This window comes from Bradyrhizobium sp. 2S1 (genome assembly GCF_011516625.5).
Classification (GTDB): Bacteria; Pseudomonadota; Alphaproteobacteria; order Rhizobiales; family Xanthobacteraceae; genus Bradyrhizobium; species Bradyrhizobium septentrionale.
Window position 1 is genome coordinate 6,936,283 of record NZ_CP147717.1, and the last position, 15,971, is coordinate 6,952,253.

Annotated in this window: 21 protein-coding genes and 3 pseudogenes; 20 read left to right on the plus strand and 4 right to left on the minus strand. The window is 62.0% G+C overall.

All coding sequences use genetic code 11. The annotated features are described in order from the left end of the window. Window positions 1–6 precede the first annotated feature (6 nt). From HAP54_RS32525 to HAP54_RS32540, 4 genes are read right to left on the minus strand one after another with little or no spacing between them, the layout of a single operon-like run. Window positions 7–579 (minus strand): hypothetical protein, encoded by a 573-nt coding sequence (locus HAP54_RS32525; protein ID WP_166294358.1) that lies wholly within the window; start codon window positions 577–579, stop codon window positions 7–9. Next, window positions 576–1,625, minus strand: a complete 1,050-nt coding sequence (locus HAP54_RS32530) for an MT-A70 family methyltransferase (protein WP_166294360.1) — start codon at window positions 1,623–1,625, stop codon at window positions 576–578. The genes HAP54_RS32525 and HAP54_RS32530 overlap by 4 nt, the downstream gene beginning before the upstream one ends. Next, on the minus strand, window positions 1,625–2,074 hold the full coding sequence (locus tag HAP54_RS32535; protein WP_166294362.1) for a hypothetical protein: 450 nt from the start codon (window positions 2,072–2,074) through the stop codon (window positions 1,625–1,627). The genes HAP54_RS32530 and HAP54_RS32535 overlap by 1 nt, the downstream gene beginning before the upstream one ends. Before the next feature lie 21 nt (window positions 2,075–2,095). Continuing rightward, window positions 2,096–2,422: a hypothetical protein gene (locus HAP54_RS32540; protein WP_166294364.1), complete on the minus strand. Its 327-nt coding sequence runs from the start codon at window positions 2,420–2,422 to the stop codon at window positions 2,096–2,098. Window positions 2,423–2,579: 157 nt separating this feature from the next. On the opposite strand from HAP54_RS32540, the gene HAP54_RS32545 reads away from it, so the two are divergent. From HAP54_RS32545 to HAP54_RS32640, 20 genes and pseudogenes are all read left to right on the plus strand, one after another. Then, window positions 2,580–3,509 carry a YqaJ viral recombinase family protein gene (locus HAP54_RS32545; RefSeq protein ID WP_176422183.1) on the plus strand — a complete coding sequence of 310 codons (930 nt, stop codon included), beginning with the start codon at window positions 2,580–2,582 and terminating at the stop codon, window positions 3,507–3,509. 35 nt (window positions 3,510–3,544) lie between these two features. Further along, window positions 3,545–4,342 (plus strand): ERF family protein, encoded by a 798-nt coding sequence (locus tag HAP54_RS32550; protein ID WP_176422182.1) that lies wholly within the window; start codon window positions 3,545–3,547, stop codon window positions 4,340–4,342. Then, window positions 4,339–4,773 (plus strand): hypothetical protein, encoded by a 435-nt coding sequence (locus tag HAP54_RS32555; protein WP_166294370.1) that lies wholly within the window; start codon window positions 4,339–4,341, stop codon window positions 4,771–4,773. Before HAP54_RS32550 ends, HAP54_RS32555 begins: the two co-directional genes overlap by 4 nt. 117 nt (window positions 4,774–4,890) lie before the next feature. Continuing rightward, window positions 4,891–5,292, plus strand: coding sequence for a hypothetical protein (locus HAP54_RS32560; RefSeq protein WP_166294372.1), 402 nt, complete (start codon window positions 4,891–4,893; stop codon window positions 5,290–5,292). A 26-nt stretch (window positions 5,293–5,318) separates the two neighbouring features. Next, window positions 5,319–5,501, plus strand: a complete 183-nt coding sequence (locus tag HAP54_RS32565) for a hypothetical protein (RefSeq protein ID WP_166294374.1) — start codon at window positions 5,319–5,321, stop codon at window positions 5,499–5,501. A gap of 12 nt (window positions 5,502–5,513) precedes the next feature. Then, on the plus strand, window positions 5,514–5,675 hold the full coding sequence (locus HAP54_RS32570; protein ID WP_165125182.1) for a ribbon-helix-helix protein, CopG family: 162 nt from the start codon (window positions 5,514–5,516) through the stop codon (window positions 5,673–5,675). Continuing rightward, on the plus strand, window positions 5,672–6,262 hold the full coding sequence (locus HAP54_RS32575; protein ID WP_166294376.1) for a hypothetical protein: 591 nt from the start codon (window positions 5,672–5,674) through the stop codon (window positions 6,260–6,262). Before HAP54_RS32570 ends, HAP54_RS32575 begins: the two co-directional genes overlap by 4 nt. Before the next feature lie 39 nt (window positions 6,263–6,301). Continuing rightward, window positions 6,302–6,703 carry a hypothetical protein gene (locus HAP54_RS32580; protein ID WP_166294378.1) on the plus strand — a complete coding sequence of 134 codons (402 nt, stop codon included), beginning with the start codon at window positions 6,302–6,304 and terminating at the stop codon, window positions 6,701–6,703. A 52-nt stretch (window positions 6,704–6,755) separates the two neighbouring features. Further along, window positions 6,756–7,589 carry a hypothetical protein gene (locus HAP54_RS32585; protein WP_166294380.1) on the plus strand — a complete coding sequence of 278 codons (834 nt, stop codon included), beginning with the start codon at window positions 6,756–6,758 and terminating at the stop codon, window positions 7,587–7,589. Continuing rightward, the gene (locus tag HAP54_RS32590) at window positions 7,586–7,915 is read left to right on the plus strand and encodes a DNA-directed RNA polymerase subunit alpha C-terminal domain-containing protein (protein ID WP_165125194.1); all 330 of its coding nucleotides are present in this window, start codon (window positions 7,586–7,588) and stop codon (window positions 7,913–7,915) included. The genes HAP54_RS32585 and HAP54_RS32590 overlap by 4 nt, the downstream gene beginning before the upstream one ends. Further along, on the plus strand, window positions 7,912–8,562 hold the full coding sequence (locus tag HAP54_RS32595; RefSeq protein WP_224741676.1) for a hypothetical protein: 651 nt from the start codon (window positions 7,912–7,914) through the stop codon (window positions 8,560–8,562). The genes HAP54_RS32590 and HAP54_RS32595 overlap by 4 nt, the downstream gene beginning before the upstream one ends. An 87-nt stretch (window positions 8,563–8,649) precedes the next feature. Beyond that, window positions 8,650–8,895, plus strand: a complete 246-nt coding sequence (locus HAP54_RS32600) for a helix-turn-helix transcriptional regulator (protein ID WP_224741675.1) — start codon at window positions 8,650–8,652, stop codon at window positions 8,893–8,895. Window positions 8,896–9,087: 192 nt separating this feature from the next. Continuing rightward, window positions 9,088–9,387 (plus strand): hypothetical protein, encoded by a 300-nt coding sequence (locus tag HAP54_RS32605; RefSeq protein WP_166215180.1) that lies wholly within the window; start codon window positions 9,088–9,090, stop codon window positions 9,385–9,387. A 536-nt stretch (window positions 9,388–9,923) separates the two neighbouring features. Then, a complete protein-coding gene (locus HAP54_RS32610; RefSeq protein ID WP_166294384.1) occupies window positions 9,924–10,292 on the plus strand; it encodes a CYTH domain-containing protein in 369 nt (122 codons plus the stop codon). Window positions 10,293–10,397: 105 nt separating this feature from the next. Next, window positions 10,398–11,929 (plus strand): annotated as a pseudogene (istA, locus tag HAP54_RS32615) (IS21 family transposase). Window positions 11,930–11,945: 16 nt separating this feature from the next. Further along, window positions 11,946–12,707 carry an IS21-like element helper ATPase IstB gene (istB, locus tag HAP54_RS32620; RefSeq protein WP_029085260.1) on the plus strand — a complete coding sequence of 254 codons (762 nt, stop codon included), beginning with the start codon at window positions 11,946–11,948 and terminating at the stop codon, window positions 12,705–12,707. 98 nt (window positions 12,708–12,805) lie between these two features. Continuing rightward, a pseudogene (locus HAP54_RS32625) lies at window positions 12,806–13,005 on the plus strand (transposase); the annotation flags it as partial. Between the two features lie 302 nt (window positions 13,006–13,307). Beyond that, window positions 13,308–14,798 (plus strand): annotated as a pseudogene (gene istA / locus HAP54_RS32630) (IS21 family transposase); the annotation flags it as partial. An 8-nt stretch (window positions 14,799–14,806) separates the two neighbouring features. Further along, window positions 14,807–15,670: an IS21-like element helper ATPase IstB gene (istB, locus tag HAP54_RS32635; RefSeq protein WP_166294386.1), complete on the plus strand. Its 864-nt coding sequence runs from the start codon at window positions 14,807–14,809 to the stop codon at window positions 15,668–15,670. A 25-nt stretch (window positions 15,671–15,695) separates the two neighbouring features. Beyond that, window positions 15,696–15,929, plus strand: coding sequence for a hypothetical protein (locus tag HAP54_RS32640; RefSeq protein WP_166215176.1), 234 nt, complete (start codon window positions 15,696–15,698; stop codon window positions 15,927–15,929). The last annotated feature ends 42 nt before the right edge of the window (window positions 15,930–15,971 follow it).

Genomic DNA, 15,971 nt, shown 5'->3' on the forward strand with positions numbered 1-15,971 from the left:
CTCCTGTTAAGCGAAGATGAGATCGTCAGCTCCGAGCGCGCTGGGCCAAGACACCACGGTGCGCTCGCGGGAAAGGCGGAAACGGTTAACCTGCACGGCGGCGGTGATCACCTCGATGGGCACCACGCGGCACTCGGTCTTGTTGATGGTGTCGTCCATCCGTGTCGGCGCAAACTCCTTCACGCGCGGCCAGAACCATTCGTGCAATTTCGGAAAGTCGATCCAGAGGCAGTCGAGCGAGCCGTCACGCTGATGCAGGCAATAGAGCAGCACGTCGCATCGCGCGTACCACATCCAGCCGCTGCGCATGAATCCAGGCGCGGTGCAGCTGTCGGTCTCAAGGCTGATCGCGTCGTAGGGATCGCGGCGCGGCCGGCAGCGCACGATCTTCTCCTCGACCGAGATCGGGATGCGATCAGCGCGCCAGAGCAGCGTATCGATGCCGCCCTCCTGCTGCTGCCGGGAGAAGCGCCCGTCATCGAGCAGAAGGAATCCGCTGTAGCTGCGGCGGTAGAACGGCACCAGATATTCGTCGCGCATCTGCCGCTGCCATTTATCGTCGCGCCGGAAGTCGTTCATTCGGCGACCTCCGTTATCAGTTCCTCGCGGAACAGGTTCGTGAAGTCAGCCCGCGCCTCGCGCTGGTTGCCCTCGCCATATGGCGGATAGGATGCCGCGCGCACGATGTCGTAGAACGCTTCCGGTTTTTCCGAGTGCTCGCCTGGGCGTGGCGCGATGAAGTGCGTCGGGATGCTCGCCGCTGCTGGCCGCGTCGTGGTCTCGCCGAGCGTGCCAAACAGCACATGCTCGGTGCTGTTGCGGAAATAGGAGCCGAGCCCGAACGCGCCTTCCTTGATCCAAGTGATGAGGACGCGATGCTGGAATCCCCAGTGCGCCATCAGCTCGCAGCCGCGCGCCATGAAATTGTTGGTGACCCAGAGGTAGAGATGACAGCCGGATTCGTCGGCCCATTTCCTGACATCGAGCTGCAGCAGCTGCTCGTGGCTTTGCATCGCATAGCCGGGTTTGGCGCGGCCCGCGAGCGACAGCCAGTCATAGTCCCACGCCGGATCGAGGATCAGCGTGCGGAACTTGCCCGCGACCGGCACCAGCTGCAGCACGCGCTGCTCGTCTGCGGCGACCTTGTCGAGGCGGGCCTGCTTACCTTCCTCACGCCGCGCCACCAATTTCGCAGCGGCGGCACCGGCAATGACAGGTGGCGCATTTGCGCCAGCCGATGTCTGGCCCGCGGAGATCTTGCTCGCCTTCGTGCCAGCGGGTGGCGCATTTGCGCCAGTATCGCGGTCAACAGTGCTGCGGTTCACGCCCAACACCTTGGCGATCTGGCGGTTACTCGCCTTCGGCTGCAGCTGTTTGATCTTCAGCGCGACCCGTTTCCGCTGTTCGGCGACGGTCTTCAGGTTGTCCAGCTTGATCGAGGACAGGAAGATGTTGACATCATCGAAGCCGGCGCCGACTGCGCGCCAGCGATCCGCTTCAAGCAGCCACTCCAGCTTTCCGCAGGCGCGCTCGAAGCTGTAGCCCGCGATATGCACGCCCTCGCGCAATGCGCCATAGGCTTCGAGGGCGCGCGGATCGGCTTCTGGCTTCACGGATCGAGCCATCACTGCAGCTCCACGTTCGAGCGCAGGATTCCGGCTTGCTTCAGCGTAGCGACGGCATCATCGAGCGAGCTGGTTACCAGCACCGCGAAGCCGCAGGCGACGAGATGCGCCAGCACTTCGCTCTGATCTTCCGACACGCGGCCCGTCTTGAAGCGTTTCAGCTCCAGCCAGAACACCTGCGCGTTGGGGCCGACGAAAATAAAATCCGGCCAGCCTGGCATCACGCCCATGCGCTGCAGTCGCTGACCACTCAGCGAGTATCGCCTGCCGGTGCGTGGATCAACGCGATGCTCGCGCGCTTCGCCGAGCGGCAGGTGCGTGAACTTCCAATGCGGGTTGATCCAGCGCTTGCAGATGTCAGCGAGCGTGGCGTGCGTTGCGAACTCCAGCGGCGGCGGCGGTGCAATGCCTCGTTGCCTTTTGCCCTTGAACAGCGATAGCTGGCGCATGGCGGCTCCCTCCGCGCTTCATCAGGCGGCCTGTTCGTTGTTTTCGTTTGTGCCGTAGAAGCCCCAGAGCGAGATCGGCGCGAAGTAGCCTTCATCCGCGAGCGCCGCGCGCATGCAAAAATAATATTTGCTCGGGAAGAGTCCGCGATACCTGCGCCAATTGCAGACAGCGGCGCACGTCTGGCCGGTGATACGACCGACAGCCACAGGGCCGCCGAGCGCATCGACAACATCGTTGAATGACCAGAGGGGTTGCAGAGGCCGCGTCATGATGGCGGCATGCTGGGCTTCAAAATATATTTCAGTCAAATGCGCGAGCTGGTCTTCATTGGCCGCACGCGAGCGCAAGGCTGAGGTCAGATAAGTTCAGCTAGGTCCACATCAGCTCAGGTCGCCGCAAACTATTTTTTTGTATGCGAAAAGTGACAGCGCCGCGCTCGAAAAGAGTCGCGGCTGCCTCTTGACGCTACAATTTCTTCTGCGCGAAATCACAATGCGCTGAACCTTGCTGCACGTAGATACGGGACGCCGCAGCAGGTGGGAGGACAACAACTATAATCAAATCGCAGAGCAACAGCCTGCGGCGCACATCACGGAAGCCATCCGGCTTATAGCGTACCTCAACCTGCACTTGCGGGGAGGCGTCCCTATGTCTGAGTTCGACTACCAGATCGGTCGCTTCACTGGCACCAGCGCCAATGTGGTGATGCATGGCAGCGAAGCCGACTGGATCAAGCACTATCGCATCAGGGCCGCGCTCGATTCGCCTGATCCGCCGAACTGGGCGATGCGAGCTGGCGCTCATATGGAAGCCCTCGTGCTTGACTGGCTCGAAGAGCAGAGCAGCCCGATCACGCGGCGCGGCGAAGTGGTTTACCATCCCGAGATCGCGGACGTTTGCGCGAAGCTGGACGGCTATCGCGCCGCCGATGACGCCATCATCGAGGTGAAGTTTCTGTCGCCGCAGCGGCACAGGGACGAGTATCTCCCCGCATACTATCCGCAGACCATGCTGCAGCGGCTCTGCACCGGGGCCAGCAAGGTCGTGCTGGTTGTCGCACAGGGCACCAACGAGCCTATCGACTTCGAGATGGCACATGACGCCGATTACGCCGTCGAGCTGATGCGGCGCGCGGGCATCTTCCTGAACTGCTTACGCACCCTGACGCCGCCTTATCCGATCCCGCCAGCGCCGCCGCCGCCCGAGCGCTGGCGCACGCTCGATATCATCGCCGAGCCGACCAACTGGAACAGCGAGCTGCTGCTCTATCTGGCCGAATATGACAGCACGGCCGCCGCCGCCAAGCTGCACGATGAGATGGGCAAGGCCGCCCGCGATCTCGTCCCCCATGATGTCGGCAAGGTCTTCGCTGGCGACTTCCAGATCACCCGCAGCCGCAAAGGCGTGCTGTCGATCACGAGGAGAGCCGCATGAACAATCAGCTGCAAGCCACGAGGGACTATCACAGCGTGATCGAACGCGCCGCGATGGACCCGAATTTCGACGTGGACAAGCTGGAGCGCTTGGTCGCGATGCAGGAGGCCAGCCAGCAGCGCAGTGCCGATCAGCTGTTCAATGCGGCGCTGTCGAAGGCCGAAGCCGAGATGAGCGTGATCTCGACCAACGCCAACAATCCGCAAACCAAGTCGCGCTATGCCACCTTCGCGCGGCTCGATGGCGAAATTCGTCCGGTCTATACCGGCCACGGCTTTGGCATCCAGTTCAACACCGAGCCGATGGGCGAGCCGAACATGATCCGGGTCGTCGGGATGCTGTCGAACGGGATGGCCCAGCGCCGCTTCCAGGTAGACATGCCCATCGTCACGCGGGGCATTCGCGGGCAGGACATGATGACCCGCACGCACGCGACGATGTCCGCGATCTCCTACGGCAAGCGTGCACTGGAGATCATGATGTTCAATCTTGCCATCGGCGATGACGACGACGGCAACCGCGCTGGCGGCTCTTATCGCCCGCAAGCGCCAGCGCCAGCGCCGCGCTCGATGGATGAGCTGACCGATCCGCACACTGGCGAGGTCGTGGATCACGTCGACCCCTTCAGGCTGGAAATGCACGAGGGTCAGACGTGGGCCGACTTCATCGAGCCGCTGCAGCGGTATCTCAAACACTGCAGGAGCATCGCCGAGTGGGACGAGTGGCGGCTGCTGAATCAGGACTTGCTGCTGAAGCTGAAGGAGACGAAGCCGCAGCTATTCCGCCTGTTCGAAAAGAACATCGAAGCCAAGCATGAGGAGCTGACAAAATGAGGTGGGTGCTGACGCCTGTTGGCCTTGAACCGTTCGACGCCGCAGCGTGGGAGTTTCATCGAAGCCAGACCACCGGCGAGCCGATCACCACGCAGGTGATCGAGATCGAGGCTCTGCATGACCGGGACATGATCGAGCACCGCCGCATCATGGCCACCATCAACGATCTGGCCAAGGCGCTGCACACCACGCCAGAGCGAGTGCGCGCCGAGCTGCTGGTCGCGACCGGCAATTTCCAACTGCTCGGCGAGCTGCTGGGCCGTGAGGTGGTCGCCGTCAATTCGATGTCGCGCAGGAACATGAAGGATCACGAACTGCACGAGTTCTGGGATGAGGCGAAGGAAGTGATCAACACAAAACTGCTCGGACGAATTGCCGACCCTGCCGAGAAGGATCGCTTGGCGGCAATGCTATCGCTGCAGCCTGCGTGACCGTATCACGCGCGGCTGCGGTTGGTCCGAAGGCTCGCCGTCCTAACACTGCGCCCCAGCCCTGAGAGGGCGGCGAGCCGAAGGATCGAAAACCAAAACCCAACGGAGGAGACCTCGATGACGGAGATGAATGGCGTCCAGCATGATCCGAGCGAAGAGACCGCCGAGCTGATGCAGCGCGACCTGGAGCGGCTGGCGGCACGCGCCGATGAGCCGTCGATCCGCGTGCAGGAGCTGGTCAAGGCAAAGATACAGCCCTTCGATCAGCAATCGCACGATCAGATGATCAAGTCCGTCGATCAGCTGGCCACCGATTGGGTCAGCCAGCTAGAACATTCCCGGCAAAACAACAAGGCGGTCGAACAGCTCGTGCTCGAACGCGCGGCCAAACTCAGGCACGACATCACCGTCCTGCATGTGCTCGGCGCTGCGGCGCGGGCTGAAGCTGCGCGCGGCGACGAGGTCAATTCCAAATTGGCGCAAGAGATCGACAAGCTGGGCGAGGATCGCGCGGCATGAGGCGCGGCAGCACGATCAAGAAGAAGATGAGCGTCTGGCACTGCCTTGAGCGGCTGGCCGCCGAAAGGAATCCGCGCCTGATAGCGCTGATCGAGATCAAGGACGCGCAGCAGCCACTGAAGCTGCGCACAGCCCTGCAGGCCTTGGCGGCCGGCAAGGCCAGCAAAGCGCAAATCGCCAACGCCAAACGGCTGCTGGCGCAACCATGAGAGGTCGAGTCCATGAGGCGGAAGATTGTCGCCGCGCTCGATGACCACGACTATGAGCAGCTGGAGCTGCTCGCGACGCTGAGCAGGATCAAGCGGCCCGAGCTGCTGCGCCGGATCATCAGGGCGTATCTCGACAAGGGCAACGCCAACCTCGCCACGGAGCGGGCCAAATGACCGAAGAGCCGCGCAAGCTGAGCCGCCACGAGACCCACGACCTCTCGATGATCATCAAGGACCGCACCAAGGTGCTGCAGGCGCATGCCGAGGAGCAGGCGGCGGCCTGCATGGCCGATTTCGAGCGGCAGATGGCGACGGTCTACACCTTCGATCAGGACGAAGTCTGGCAGAAGGCGATGCAGGAAGCGCAGCGCGTGGTGCAGGAATCGCAGGCCACCATCGCCAAGCGATGCAAGGCGCTCGGCATCCCGCCGACATTCGCGTCGTCGATCAGCGCGAGCTGGCAGGGGCGCGGCGAGAATATGCTGTCAAGCCGTCGCGCCGAGCTGCGCCGCGTGGCCAAGTCATCCATCGACGCGATGACCAAGGCGGCGATCACCAAGATTGAGAAGCAAGCGCTCGATCTGCGCACGCAGGTGATCGGCATGGGCCTGCTGTCGGCCGATGCGAAGATGTTCTTGGAGAGCCTTGCGCCCATCGAGGAATCGATGCGGCAGCTCGACTTCGGCGAGATCGAAAAGAAGCTGGAAAACGAGCAGCAGCTGCGCCTGGCGGATCGCAGACGGCTCTATGGCGGTGAGTGAAATCAGGGCTGGGACATAACCAAGGTAGGGAGAACCAGAATGACTGGAGATATTGCTAAAATCCACTCAACCCTGCCGACGACTGGTGCAGGTTGGGTCGCCCGCGCGAAGCAGCAGGCGCAACCAAAGCTGTACCATCAGCTCCTGCCGGTTTTCAGGAAGCTGGCGCTGGAGAACGAAAAGTCTCTTGCGCTGATCTCAGCAGGCGATGATGAGGACTCGGTCGAAGGCCGCTGCAAGTTTGACGACTTCGAGGCATCTCGCCTGTTGCGAGATGCTGTCGCAGACCAGCCCGAGATCGCATCGCGGAACATGGAGGAATATCTCAAGGCGTTCCGCAAGCTGCAGCGTGATCATCACTGCACTCGAAACGAATTGAGCGAAGAGCGCCGCCGCCTCCGCGACGAGCGGGATCAGGTACGGGCCCAAGCCGCCGAGTGACAGCAAAAGGGGCCGGGGTGATCTATACCCCGGCCAACCTTCCAGAGGGCAAATGAGCAATTCCGAGAGAGTAGTCCCGCTGCCGATCCGCGCCAAACTGATCTGCTCTGCATGTGGTGCTCCCGGCGAAGGCAGCTGCCGATGCGGGGCACCTTACGTATCGCCGGGAGACCGAGCAGAGGAAGCGGTCAAGGCTCACCCGGAAAAATCCGACCGCGCCATCGCCGCTGATCTCGGCGTCGGCACCATGACGGTCAGCAGAGCGCGTAAGAGAGCAACTGTACCAGATGGGACAGTTGGAAAGCGCACCGGCAAGGACGGCAAGGCGCGCAAAACGCCGACGAGTAAGCGGTATCACGCGCCGAAGCGGCACTATGCCGAGCCGGACGTGATCGCGCTCGCCGATCAAGACAAGACCAGCGCCGAGATCGCCAAGCAAACCGGGATCGGCAAGCGGCAGGTGCGTCATATCATTGAGCGCGAGCAGGTGCGCCGCGAGGCGAAGGCCGAAGCGGCTGATCCCAGCGCGCTGGCAGAGCAGAAAAGGCTTGCCAGTCTCTCGCGCCAGCTGGAGGCAGACTTTGAGCGCCGCGTCACGGAGCGGTATCAGCAGCTGCTCGAAAATATCTGGCCGCGCCTGAAGGAGCGCGAGGCACTGGCTGATCGCGTCATCGTTTCTCGCAAGGGTCTGATGGATCGCCGCACCTACGTCAAGATTCTTGCGCGGCTGCATCCCGACATGGGCGGCAATGCCGAGCTGTTCGATATGTTCAAGCGCCTCGAAACGCTGCTGCTCAATGAGCAGGAGTGCCCCACCGAGCGAGTCGGGTTGCCGCGCACGGCTGGAGAGTGGGAAGAGCGCATGCGCAGCAAGATGCAGCCGTGACCGGCAACCATATGTGGATCACTGAAATGGAGGAAACCATGAGCGAGCAGAGCACCACCGCCACGCCATTGTCGGCACTCGCTGAGCGCGCCACCGCCAGCGGTGCATGGTGGAAGGAAGAAGCACTGGAGCAGCGCAACGAGCTGGAGCTGCCGACCCGCGTGCTGCACGTACTCGATAACGCTGGCATCACGACCATCGAGCAGCTGAAGGCGGTGGGGCCGCACCGGCTGCGCAAGCTGGATGGCATCGGCAAGCTGGGATTTGAGCAGATCATCACGCTGTTGCGAGCGCTCGACCGGCAGAGCAATGGCGGTGAGCGATGAGGCGCGAGCTGAACCAGCGCATCCGGCATCTTGAGCTGCCGGATCGGATGCGGCATTTGCCGGTCAACGATCAGGGATTCCCGGTGCCGTACTTCGTGCCCTACGTCAACGGCGAGCCCGAGTTTCGCGGCTTCGATGGCGAGAAGATGGTGATCTGCGTGCGGCACAAGCGCTGCTGGCTTTGCGGCGAGCCGCTCGGCAAGTTCATGTGCTTCGTGATCGGCCCGATGTGCGCCGTCAATCGCGTCAGCGCCGAGCCGCCGAGCCATCGGGGCTGCGCGCTCTACGCGGTGCGGGCCTGTCCATTCCTGACGCAGCCGAAGATGCGCCGCAACGAGAAGGACGTGCCCGAGCATCTTGAACCTGCTGGCCTGATGCTGCGCAGGAATCCGGGCGTGACGCTGATCTGGACGACGCTGCGCTACACGATCTTCAAGGATGGCCACGGTGGCGCGCTGTTCAATGTCGGCGATCCCGAGCGCGTCGAGTTCTTCGCCGAGGGCCGCGCCGCGACCCGCGCCGAGGTGATCGCCAGCATCGATAGCGGCCTGCCGGTCCTGCGCGAGATGGCCGAGCGCGACGGGCCTGATGCCGTCGCCGAGCTGCAGACGATGTACGACAAGGCAATGGAGCTGGTGCCTGCATAAGCTGATGAGTGTTTTGCAGTGAAGGAGGAAAGCAGTCGCCTGGGGCACGTAGAGAGCGCAGAGGGAAAGGAGCGCGAGGTGCTGGAAATGGACGACGTAAAGAAGGGAGCGCGGCGGATGCTCACGATGGATCAGGTGCTGGAGCTGGTGCCGGTCGGCAAGTCAACGCTGAAGCGCATGGTCAAGAACGAGGAGTTTCCAAGTGCGCATTACATCAGCCCGAGAAAAATGGTCTGGTACGAAGATGAGATCGAGCTGTGGCAGGGAAGCCTGCCAGCCGAGAGCCGCCGCAAGCGGGCCGAGCGGAGGGCCAAAGCTGGCCAGTTGGGCTAAGCAGAATTGCGCAGCTTGACCAACGGACGCCCCTCCCGGACCAATGTCTGCACTCGGCGGAAGCGGACGTGCAGCGCCCAAGGAGGAAGTCCGGGTTTGACCCAACCGGACCCTGCATCATAGGGAACTCCTGTGAACCTCTGCGGTAACTCCTCGACCTAATCAGTGGGGGCTCAACGGAGGGATTAGGTCATGGCCATTGTACAATTTACACGCTTCAAGAGCGACAAACCTGAGGAAATGATCAAGACCGCCAAGGAGGCGAAGGCAATCTTCGAAAAGCACGGCGCAGAATTTCTTCGGCTTTCTCGGTTTCACACTGGTACGTGGGCCGGGGAGTTTCTTATCTCTACGCGCTATTCCAGTTGGGAAGTATACGGAAAGGTACAGGAGGCATTGGCAAAGGACGAGGCATTCGCAAAGCTGTACGCGCACACAGCTACCTTTGCCGAATTGACGGGCCGTAACATCGCGGTCGGCATCGATCTCTGAGGCTCCGCTGAGAGTTGCCCGCGTTGCTTTCGAGTATTGAGGTTCTGTGAGCCGCATTGGCCGCGGAGTGCTCTCTTTCAGTTTACGTCCCAGCTGACTGAGCTGCCATCCGTGGTCGATGTGGCTTCTTGACCCAAAAGCGACATTCTGGAGCGCTGAACAGCCAGCTCTACGAAGTCATGTAACCTTTCAGGCTGCGTTTGGTCTGGCCTTAGGCTTCTACAGCGCGCTGGCGACGCGAGACTTATCAAGTTTCTCGGTGGCGCGGCGCAGACAGCCATGCTGGCGATTTGAAGCGGAGTCGGTTCAGTTTGGCTTGGGGGATCTAAAAGCGGAATATTTTTCGTTTGAGGGCTCAGGTTGAGGTCGAGCGAAGTGGACGTAATTTGCCGGTCCAGAGAAGTCACGGCTGTTGACGTATCGCAAGGAAGCGGTGAATTGACAACATTGCCGCCGTGCGGCCGTCCTGAATGGCTCTCGTGCGCTATCGATGCAGGGGATATAGTCCAGCCTGACGAAGCCTTGAGGAGGGCACAATGGCGGTCGAAACGGAACTGAAATTCCGCATACCGGCGCCCAGCCTGAAGCCACTAACGAAATCGCAGATTGCGGGCGGCAAGGTTGGTGAGCGGACCGAGAGCGATCTGGTGTCGACCTACTTCGATACGGGAAAGCACAAGCTGAAGCGCCATGGCCTTTCACTTCGCGTGCGGCAAGATGGCGACAAGCAGATCCAGACGGTCAAGTGGGCGAACGCTGCGCAGTTTGGCCGCGGTGAATGGGAAACGGAGATAGCGGACGATGCGCCCGATCTCGGCAAGGCCGACGGCACCCCGCTCGATGCTGTGCAGCAGCGCCTTGATGCAGACCCACAAGCCATGCGTGCATGTTTCGCGGGATCGTGAGCACGGATTTCGCGGGATCGTGAGCAGCTTTTCAGCGGCTCAGCCCGCTTCGGCCGACAACTCAACCGGCTTAGGAACTGCCTCGTCAGTGAACGAGGAAGGCCGATGCCCACCCAGAGATTGTCGATGCGCCGGATCAAAGAGGTTCTCCGCTTAAAACATGTTCAAGGCTTGCCGGAGCGAGCCATCGCGCGCACCCTGGGCATCAGCAACGGAGCCGTGCACAGCTATCTGCGCCGAGCCGGGGCTGCCGGACTGAACTGGCCGTTGCCGGTCGGAATGACCGACGAAGACCTGGAGCTGCTGCTTTTCCCTGCGCCGAGGCCTGCGTCACAGAGCCCACAGCGGCCCGTTCCCGACTGGGGCTATGTCGACAAGGAGCTGCGCCGGCGCAACGTGACCCGCCGGCTGCTGTGGGACGAGTATCGCGCCAGCCATCCCGATGGATTCGGCTACACATGGTTCTGCACGACCTACGAGGCCTGGAAGGGGCGAGCCCGGCCTTCGATGCGGCAGGCGGCGAGAAGGTTTTCGTGGATTTCGCCGGCGACACCATCGACGTCATCGCCCCCTCAAGTGGGGAAGTGCAGTCGATGAAGCTGTTCGTCGCAGCGATGGGCGCCTCCAACTATACCTACGCCGAGGCCTGCCCAAGCGAGGGGCTCGCCGACTGGATCCGGGTCCACATCAACCTTTTCGCCTTCCTCGGCGGCGCGCCGACATTCGTGGTCTGCGACAATCTCAAGGCCGCCGTCACCAATCCCGACCGCCACGATCCTGGCCTCAACCGAACCTATGCCGAGATGGCGAGCCATTACGGCACGGCCATTCTCGCAGCCCGGCCGCGGCGCCCAAAAGATAAGGCAAAGGTCGAAGTTGCGGTGCAAGTCGCCCAGAGATGGATTTTGGCGCGGCTGCGCAACCAACGCTTCTTTTCGTTGGCGGAGCTGAACGCAGCCATCAAAATACTCGTCGTCGAACTCAATGCCCGGCAGATGCGCGACTTTGGCGCCAGCCGCGCCGAACTGTTCTCCGAACTCGACAAGCCCAAGCTCACAAAGCTGCCGGATCAGGCTTACGCTTTCGCGCGCTGGAAGCGATGCCGGGTCGGCCCCGACTATCATATCGAGATCGATGGACACTGGTATTCCACGCCATATCGGCTCATCCGTGAGCTTGTCGATGCCCGCATCGACGACAGGACGGTCGAGATCTTCCACAACGGCCGCAGGATCGCCAGCCACGCCCGCGCGCCCAACCGGCGGGGCCACACCACCACCGCCGACCACATGCCCAGCGCCCATCGGCGCTACGGCCAATGGACGCCCGCCGGAGTGATCGCCGCCGGCGAGCGGATCGGTCCGTCGACCGCCGCCTTCTTCCAGGCCGTGATCGCGGCCCGGCCGCATCCCGAGCAAGGCTTTCGCACCTGCCTCGGCATTCTGTCGCTGGCCAAAAGCTACAGCGCCGAGCGCGTCGACGCGGCCTGCCGGCGCGGCATTCTGATCAAGGCGCGATCCGTCGCCTCGATCCGCTCCATCCTCCAGAACGGCCTGGATCGCACCTTTCTCGACGAGCCCTCCGAACCCCAACCCCTGCGCCACGGCAACATCCGCGGCCGGGATTATTTCCACTGAAGCCAAGGAGACCTGTATGCTCACCCATCCCACCCACGAACGCCTGATCGAGCTCGGCTTGAGCGGCATGGCCAAGGCCTTCGAGGAGCAGCGACGATCACCTGATCTCGAAGCCTTGCCGTTCGAAGATCGCATCGGCCTGCTGGTCGACCGGGAAGCCGCGGAACGCGACACCAGGCGGCTCACTACGCGCCTCAAGCTGGCCGCGCTCCGCCAGAATGCTTGCTTGGAGGACGTCGATTTGCGCACGCCGCGGGGTATCGACCGGGCCGTCTTCGCCAAGCTGGTCAGCGGCGACTGGATCGATCGCCACGAGAATTTGCTCATAACCGGAGCGACCGGATTGGGCAAAAGTTGGTTAGCCTGTGCCCTCGGCCACAAGGCCTGCCGCGACAATCGCTCGGTTCTCTATCATCGCGTCCCAAGATTGTTCGAAGCGTTGGCACTCGCGCGGGGGGATGGACGTTATGCCCGCTTGCTCAAAACCCTTGGCCGCGCCCAGCTTCTGATTTTGGACGATTGGGGATTGTCAGTGCTCACCGCTGCCGAACGGCGCGATCTACTGGAAGTCCTTGAGGACCGCCATGGCCGCGCCTCCACCATCGTAACCAGCCAACTCCCTGTGGACACATGGCACGAAGTTATCGGAGACCCAACCTACGCCGACGCTGTCCTCGATCGCCTCGTCCATAACGCTCACCGCCTCCAGCTTGCCGGCGAAAGCATGCGAAAACGCAACGCCAGAACCATCACCCTTGACGAGCAGCCAGAACGCTGACTCTATCACCGCCTCGGCCGGAGCGGGCTGCTCACGATCGTCTGAATTCGCCGCTCATGATCGCGCGAAATCGCTGCTCACCATCACTGAAATATGCACCATGCACCATGCGCCAGCGTCGCGAGACGGTCGAGCACCCGTTCGGCATGATGAAAGCCCGCATGGGGCGACACACTTCCTCACCAGAACGCTTCCAAAAGTGGCCACCGAGATGACTCTCTCGGTCCTCGCCTATAATCTGACACGGGTCATGAACATCGTCGGAGCCAAGCCGCTGATGGCTGCGATCGTGGCCTGAGACCGAACCGATCCTGGCCTCTCTCAGACCTCCCTGGGAAGGGTGTTTTTACACGGCCAAGACCCTTGAACGACACTCTGCGCCTGATCGAGACGATCCCAGCCACGACCCATTGATGCGCGGCAAGTTTCCTAAAGGCCCCTTGCCAAAGACCAAGTTCGGGTGCCTAGTGAGTTCCATAGGTTGCTTGTCATTCGGCCTGCAATATTGACCCCCTAAGCCGGGGGATCGGCGTCCAAAATTGACCCCCTACAGATTGATCTGTTGCGCTGCCTGCTTTGGAACGAAGCAGGTGGTGGGGGATGCTGATCGTGGAGACAATTGCCCGGATCCGGCGCGAGCACTTCATCAAGGGCAAGACGATCAAGGAGATCGCCCGTGACCTGAAGGTGTCGCGGAACACGGTCCGGAAGGTGCTGAGGTCGGGAGAGACCTCCTTCGAGTACGAGCGGCAGGTGCAGCCGCGGCCAAAGCTGGGACGATGGGCAGTAGAGCTTGACGGATTGCTGGCGGCGAACGCGGCCAAATCGGCTCGTGAACAGCTGACGTTGATCCGGATCTTCGAAGAGCTGCGCGGCCGCGGCTACGACGGCGGTTACGATGCCGTGCGGCGTTACGCCAGGCGGTGGAGCAAAGAACGCGGGCAATCGACCGCGGCGGCTTATGTCCCGCTGAGCTTTGCCCCAGGCGAAGCCTACCAGTTCGACTGGAGCCACGAGGTGGTCTTGCTGAGCGGGACCACGGTGATGGTGAAGGCCGCCCATGTCCGGCTCTGTCACAGCCGCATGCTGTTCGTGCGGGCCTATCCGCGGGAGACGCAGGAGATGGTGTTCGACGCCCACGACCGGGCGTTCGCTCTGTTCAAAGGCACCTGCACCCGCGGCATCTACGACAACATGAAGACCGCCGTAGAGACGATCTTCGTCGGTAAAGGGCGTCTCTACAATCGCCGCTTCCTGCAGATGTGCAGCCACTATCTGGTCGATCCGGTCGCCTGCACGCCGGCGTCGGGCTGGGAGAAGGGGCAGGTCGAGAACCAGGTCGGGCTGGTCCGGGAGCGCTTCTTCACGCCGCGGCTGCGGTTCAAAAACCTCGACGAGTTAAACGCCTGGCTGCTCGACAAATGCATCGCCTACGCCAAGGCTCATCGCCACCCGGAGCTGGTCGATCAGACGATCTGGGAAGTGTTCGAAGCCGAGCGTCCCAAGCTCGTTCCCTATGCCGGCCGCTTCGACGGCTTCCATGCGGTGACGGCATCGGTCTCGAAGACCTGCCTGGTGCGCTTCGACAACAACAAGTACTCGGTCGCAGCCAGCGCAGTCGGACGGCCGGTCGAAGTCCAGGCTTATGCCGACCGCATCGTGATCCGTCAGGATGGACGCATCGTTGCCGAGCACCCGCGATCCTTTGGCCGCGGCGAGACGACCTATGATCCCTGGCACTATGTGCCGGTGCTGGCTCGCAAACCCGGTGCCTTGCGCAACGGCGCTCCCTTCAAAGACTGGGTGCTGCCGGCCGCGATCGAGCGGATCCGGCGCAAGCTTGCCAGCACCGACGATGGCAATCGGCAGATGGTCGACATCCTCACCGCGGTGCTGACTGACGGTCTGTCCGCGGTGGAAGCGGCCTGTGCCGAAGCGCTCGGTCATGGCGTCCATTCCGCCGATGTCGTGCTCAACATCCTGGCCCGTCAACGTGAACCCGCCCCACCGGCCAACATCATGACGCCGGCCGCACTGACGCTCCGTCATGCACCGATCGCCGATTGTGCCCGCTACGACAACCTCCGGAGGACCATCTGATGGAACGAACCCAAATCTTCGACCTCATGGGCGAGCTCAAGCTCTACGGCATGAAGGCTGCCTTCGACGAGATCATGGCAACTGCCGTCAAGCGCCAGCACGAACCTCAGCGCATTGTCGGCGACCTGCTTAACGCCGAGATCAACGAGAAGCAGGCCCGCTCGATCAAATACCAGCTGACCATTGCCAAGCTGCCGCTTGCCAAGGACATCGCCGACTTCCAGTTCGACGGCACGCCGATCAATCAGACTCTCGTCAATGATCTCGCCAGCGGCGGCTTCATCGCCCAGCAACGCAATGTCGTGCTGGTTGGCGGCACCGGCACAGGCAAGACCCACCTGGCCATTGCCATCGCCAGAAGCTGCATCCGATCCGGTGCCCGCGGCCGCTTCTTCAACGTAGTCGACCTCGTCAATCGCCTCGAGACCGAGACCCGCAACGGACGGCAAGGACGGCTCGCCGAGCATCTGACCCGGATGGACTTCATCGTGCTGGATGAACTCGGCTATTTGCCCTTCGCCCAGTCCGGTGGCCAGCTCCTCTTCCACCTCGTCAGCCGGCTCTATGAGCGCGCCTCCGTCATCGTGACGACCAATCTCGCCTTCGGCGAATGGCCGAGCGTGTTCGGCGACGCCAAAATGACCACAGCGCTGCTCGACCGATTGACCCATCACTGCGACATTGTCGAGACCGGCAACGATAGCTGGCGGTTCAAGAGCCGAGACGACGATCACGCCACCCGCGCTCGTCTCGCCTCCGCTATCCCGGCCAGCTCCGACGAGACGAGCGCTACCAGCAAAGCCCGCCGCACGAAGGGGTCAAAATTGGACGCCGATGAGGGGTCAAATTTGCAGGCCGATTGACAGGTTGCTCCTATGGGAGACGGCCATGCCCGCGTATCAAGCTTACGTCTTGGGCGAAGACGGACATATTAAAAAGCGCATCGATTTAACTTATCCCGACGACGATACGGCCAAAGAACGGGCCAGAGCGCTAGTAGACTGGCGCACCATCGAGCTGTGGGAATCCCACCGCAGGATTGCGATATTCAAGCCCGATGATCCGATGAAAGCTGGAAAGTTTATCGGCTGGCTAAAGAGTTGCCTTCGGCGGCCAAAGTAGGGCCGCCTTAGACCGTTGGGCTTAACTCCTTCGGCAAGAAGC

Coding starts and splice junctions, on each gene's coding strand:
- HAP54_RS32525 (WP_166294358.1), bottom strand. CDS start 579: ATGAACGACTTCCGGCGCGACGATAAATGGCAGCGGCAGATGCGCGAC.
- HAP54_RS32530 (WP_166294360.1), bottom strand. CDS start 1,625: ATGGCTCGATCCGTGAAGCCAGAAGCCGATCCGCGCGCCCTCGAAGCC.
- HAP54_RS32535 (WP_166294362.1), bottom strand. CDS start 2,074: ATGCGCCAGCTATCGCTGTTCAAGGGCAAAAGGCAACGAGGCATTGCA.
- HAP54_RS32555 (WP_166294370.1), top strand. CDS start 4,339: ATGAGGTGGGTGCTGACGCCTGTTGGCCTTGAACCGTTCGACGCCGCA.
- HAP54_RS32560 (WP_166294372.1), top strand. CDS start 4,891: ATGACGGAGATGAATGGCGTCCAGCATGATCCGAGCGAAGAGACCGCC.
- HAP54_RS32565 (WP_166294374.1), top strand. CDS start 5,319: ATGAGCGTCTGGCACTGCCTTGAGCGGCTGGCCGCCGAAAGGAATCCG.
- HAP54_RS32570 (WP_165125182.1), top strand. CDS start 5,514: ATGAGGCGGAAGATTGTCGCCGCGCTCGATGACCACGACTATGAGCAG.
- HAP54_RS32575 (WP_166294376.1), top strand. CDS start 5,672: ATGACCGAAGAGCCGCGCAAGCTGAGCCGCCACGAGACCCACGACCTC.
- HAP54_RS32580 (WP_166294378.1), top strand. CDS start 6,302: ATGACTGGAGATATTGCTAAAATCCACTCAACCCTGCCGACGACTGGT.
- HAP54_RS32585 (WP_166294380.1), top strand. CDS start 6,756: ATGAGCAATTCCGAGAGAGTAGTCCCGCTGCCGATCCGCGCCAAACTG.
- HAP54_RS32595 (WP_224741676.1), top strand. CDS start 7,912: ATGAGGCGCGAGCTGAACCAGCGCATCCGGCATCTTGAGCTGCCGGAT.
- HAP54_RS32600 (WP_224741675.1), top strand. CDS start 8,650: ATGGACGACGTAAAGAAGGGAGCGCGGCGGATGCTCACGATGGATCAG.
- HAP54_RS32605 (WP_166215180.1), top strand. CDS start 9,088: ATGGCCATTGTACAATTTACACGCTTCAAGAGCGACAAACCTGAGGAA.
- HAP54_RS32610 (WP_166294384.1), top strand. CDS start 9,924: ATGGCGGTCGAAACGGAACTGAAATTCCGCATACCGGCGCCCAGCCTG.
- istB (WP_029085260.1), top strand. CDS start 11,946: ATGCTCACCCATCCCACCCACGAACGCCTGATCGAGCTCGGCTTGAGC.
- istB (WP_166294386.1), top strand. CDS start 14,807: ATGGAACGAACCCAAATCTTCGACCTCATGGGCGAGCTCAAGCTCTAC.
- HAP54_RS32640 (WP_166215176.1), top strand. CDS start 15,696: ATGCCCGCGTATCAAGCTTACGTCTTGGGCGAAGACGGACATATTAAA.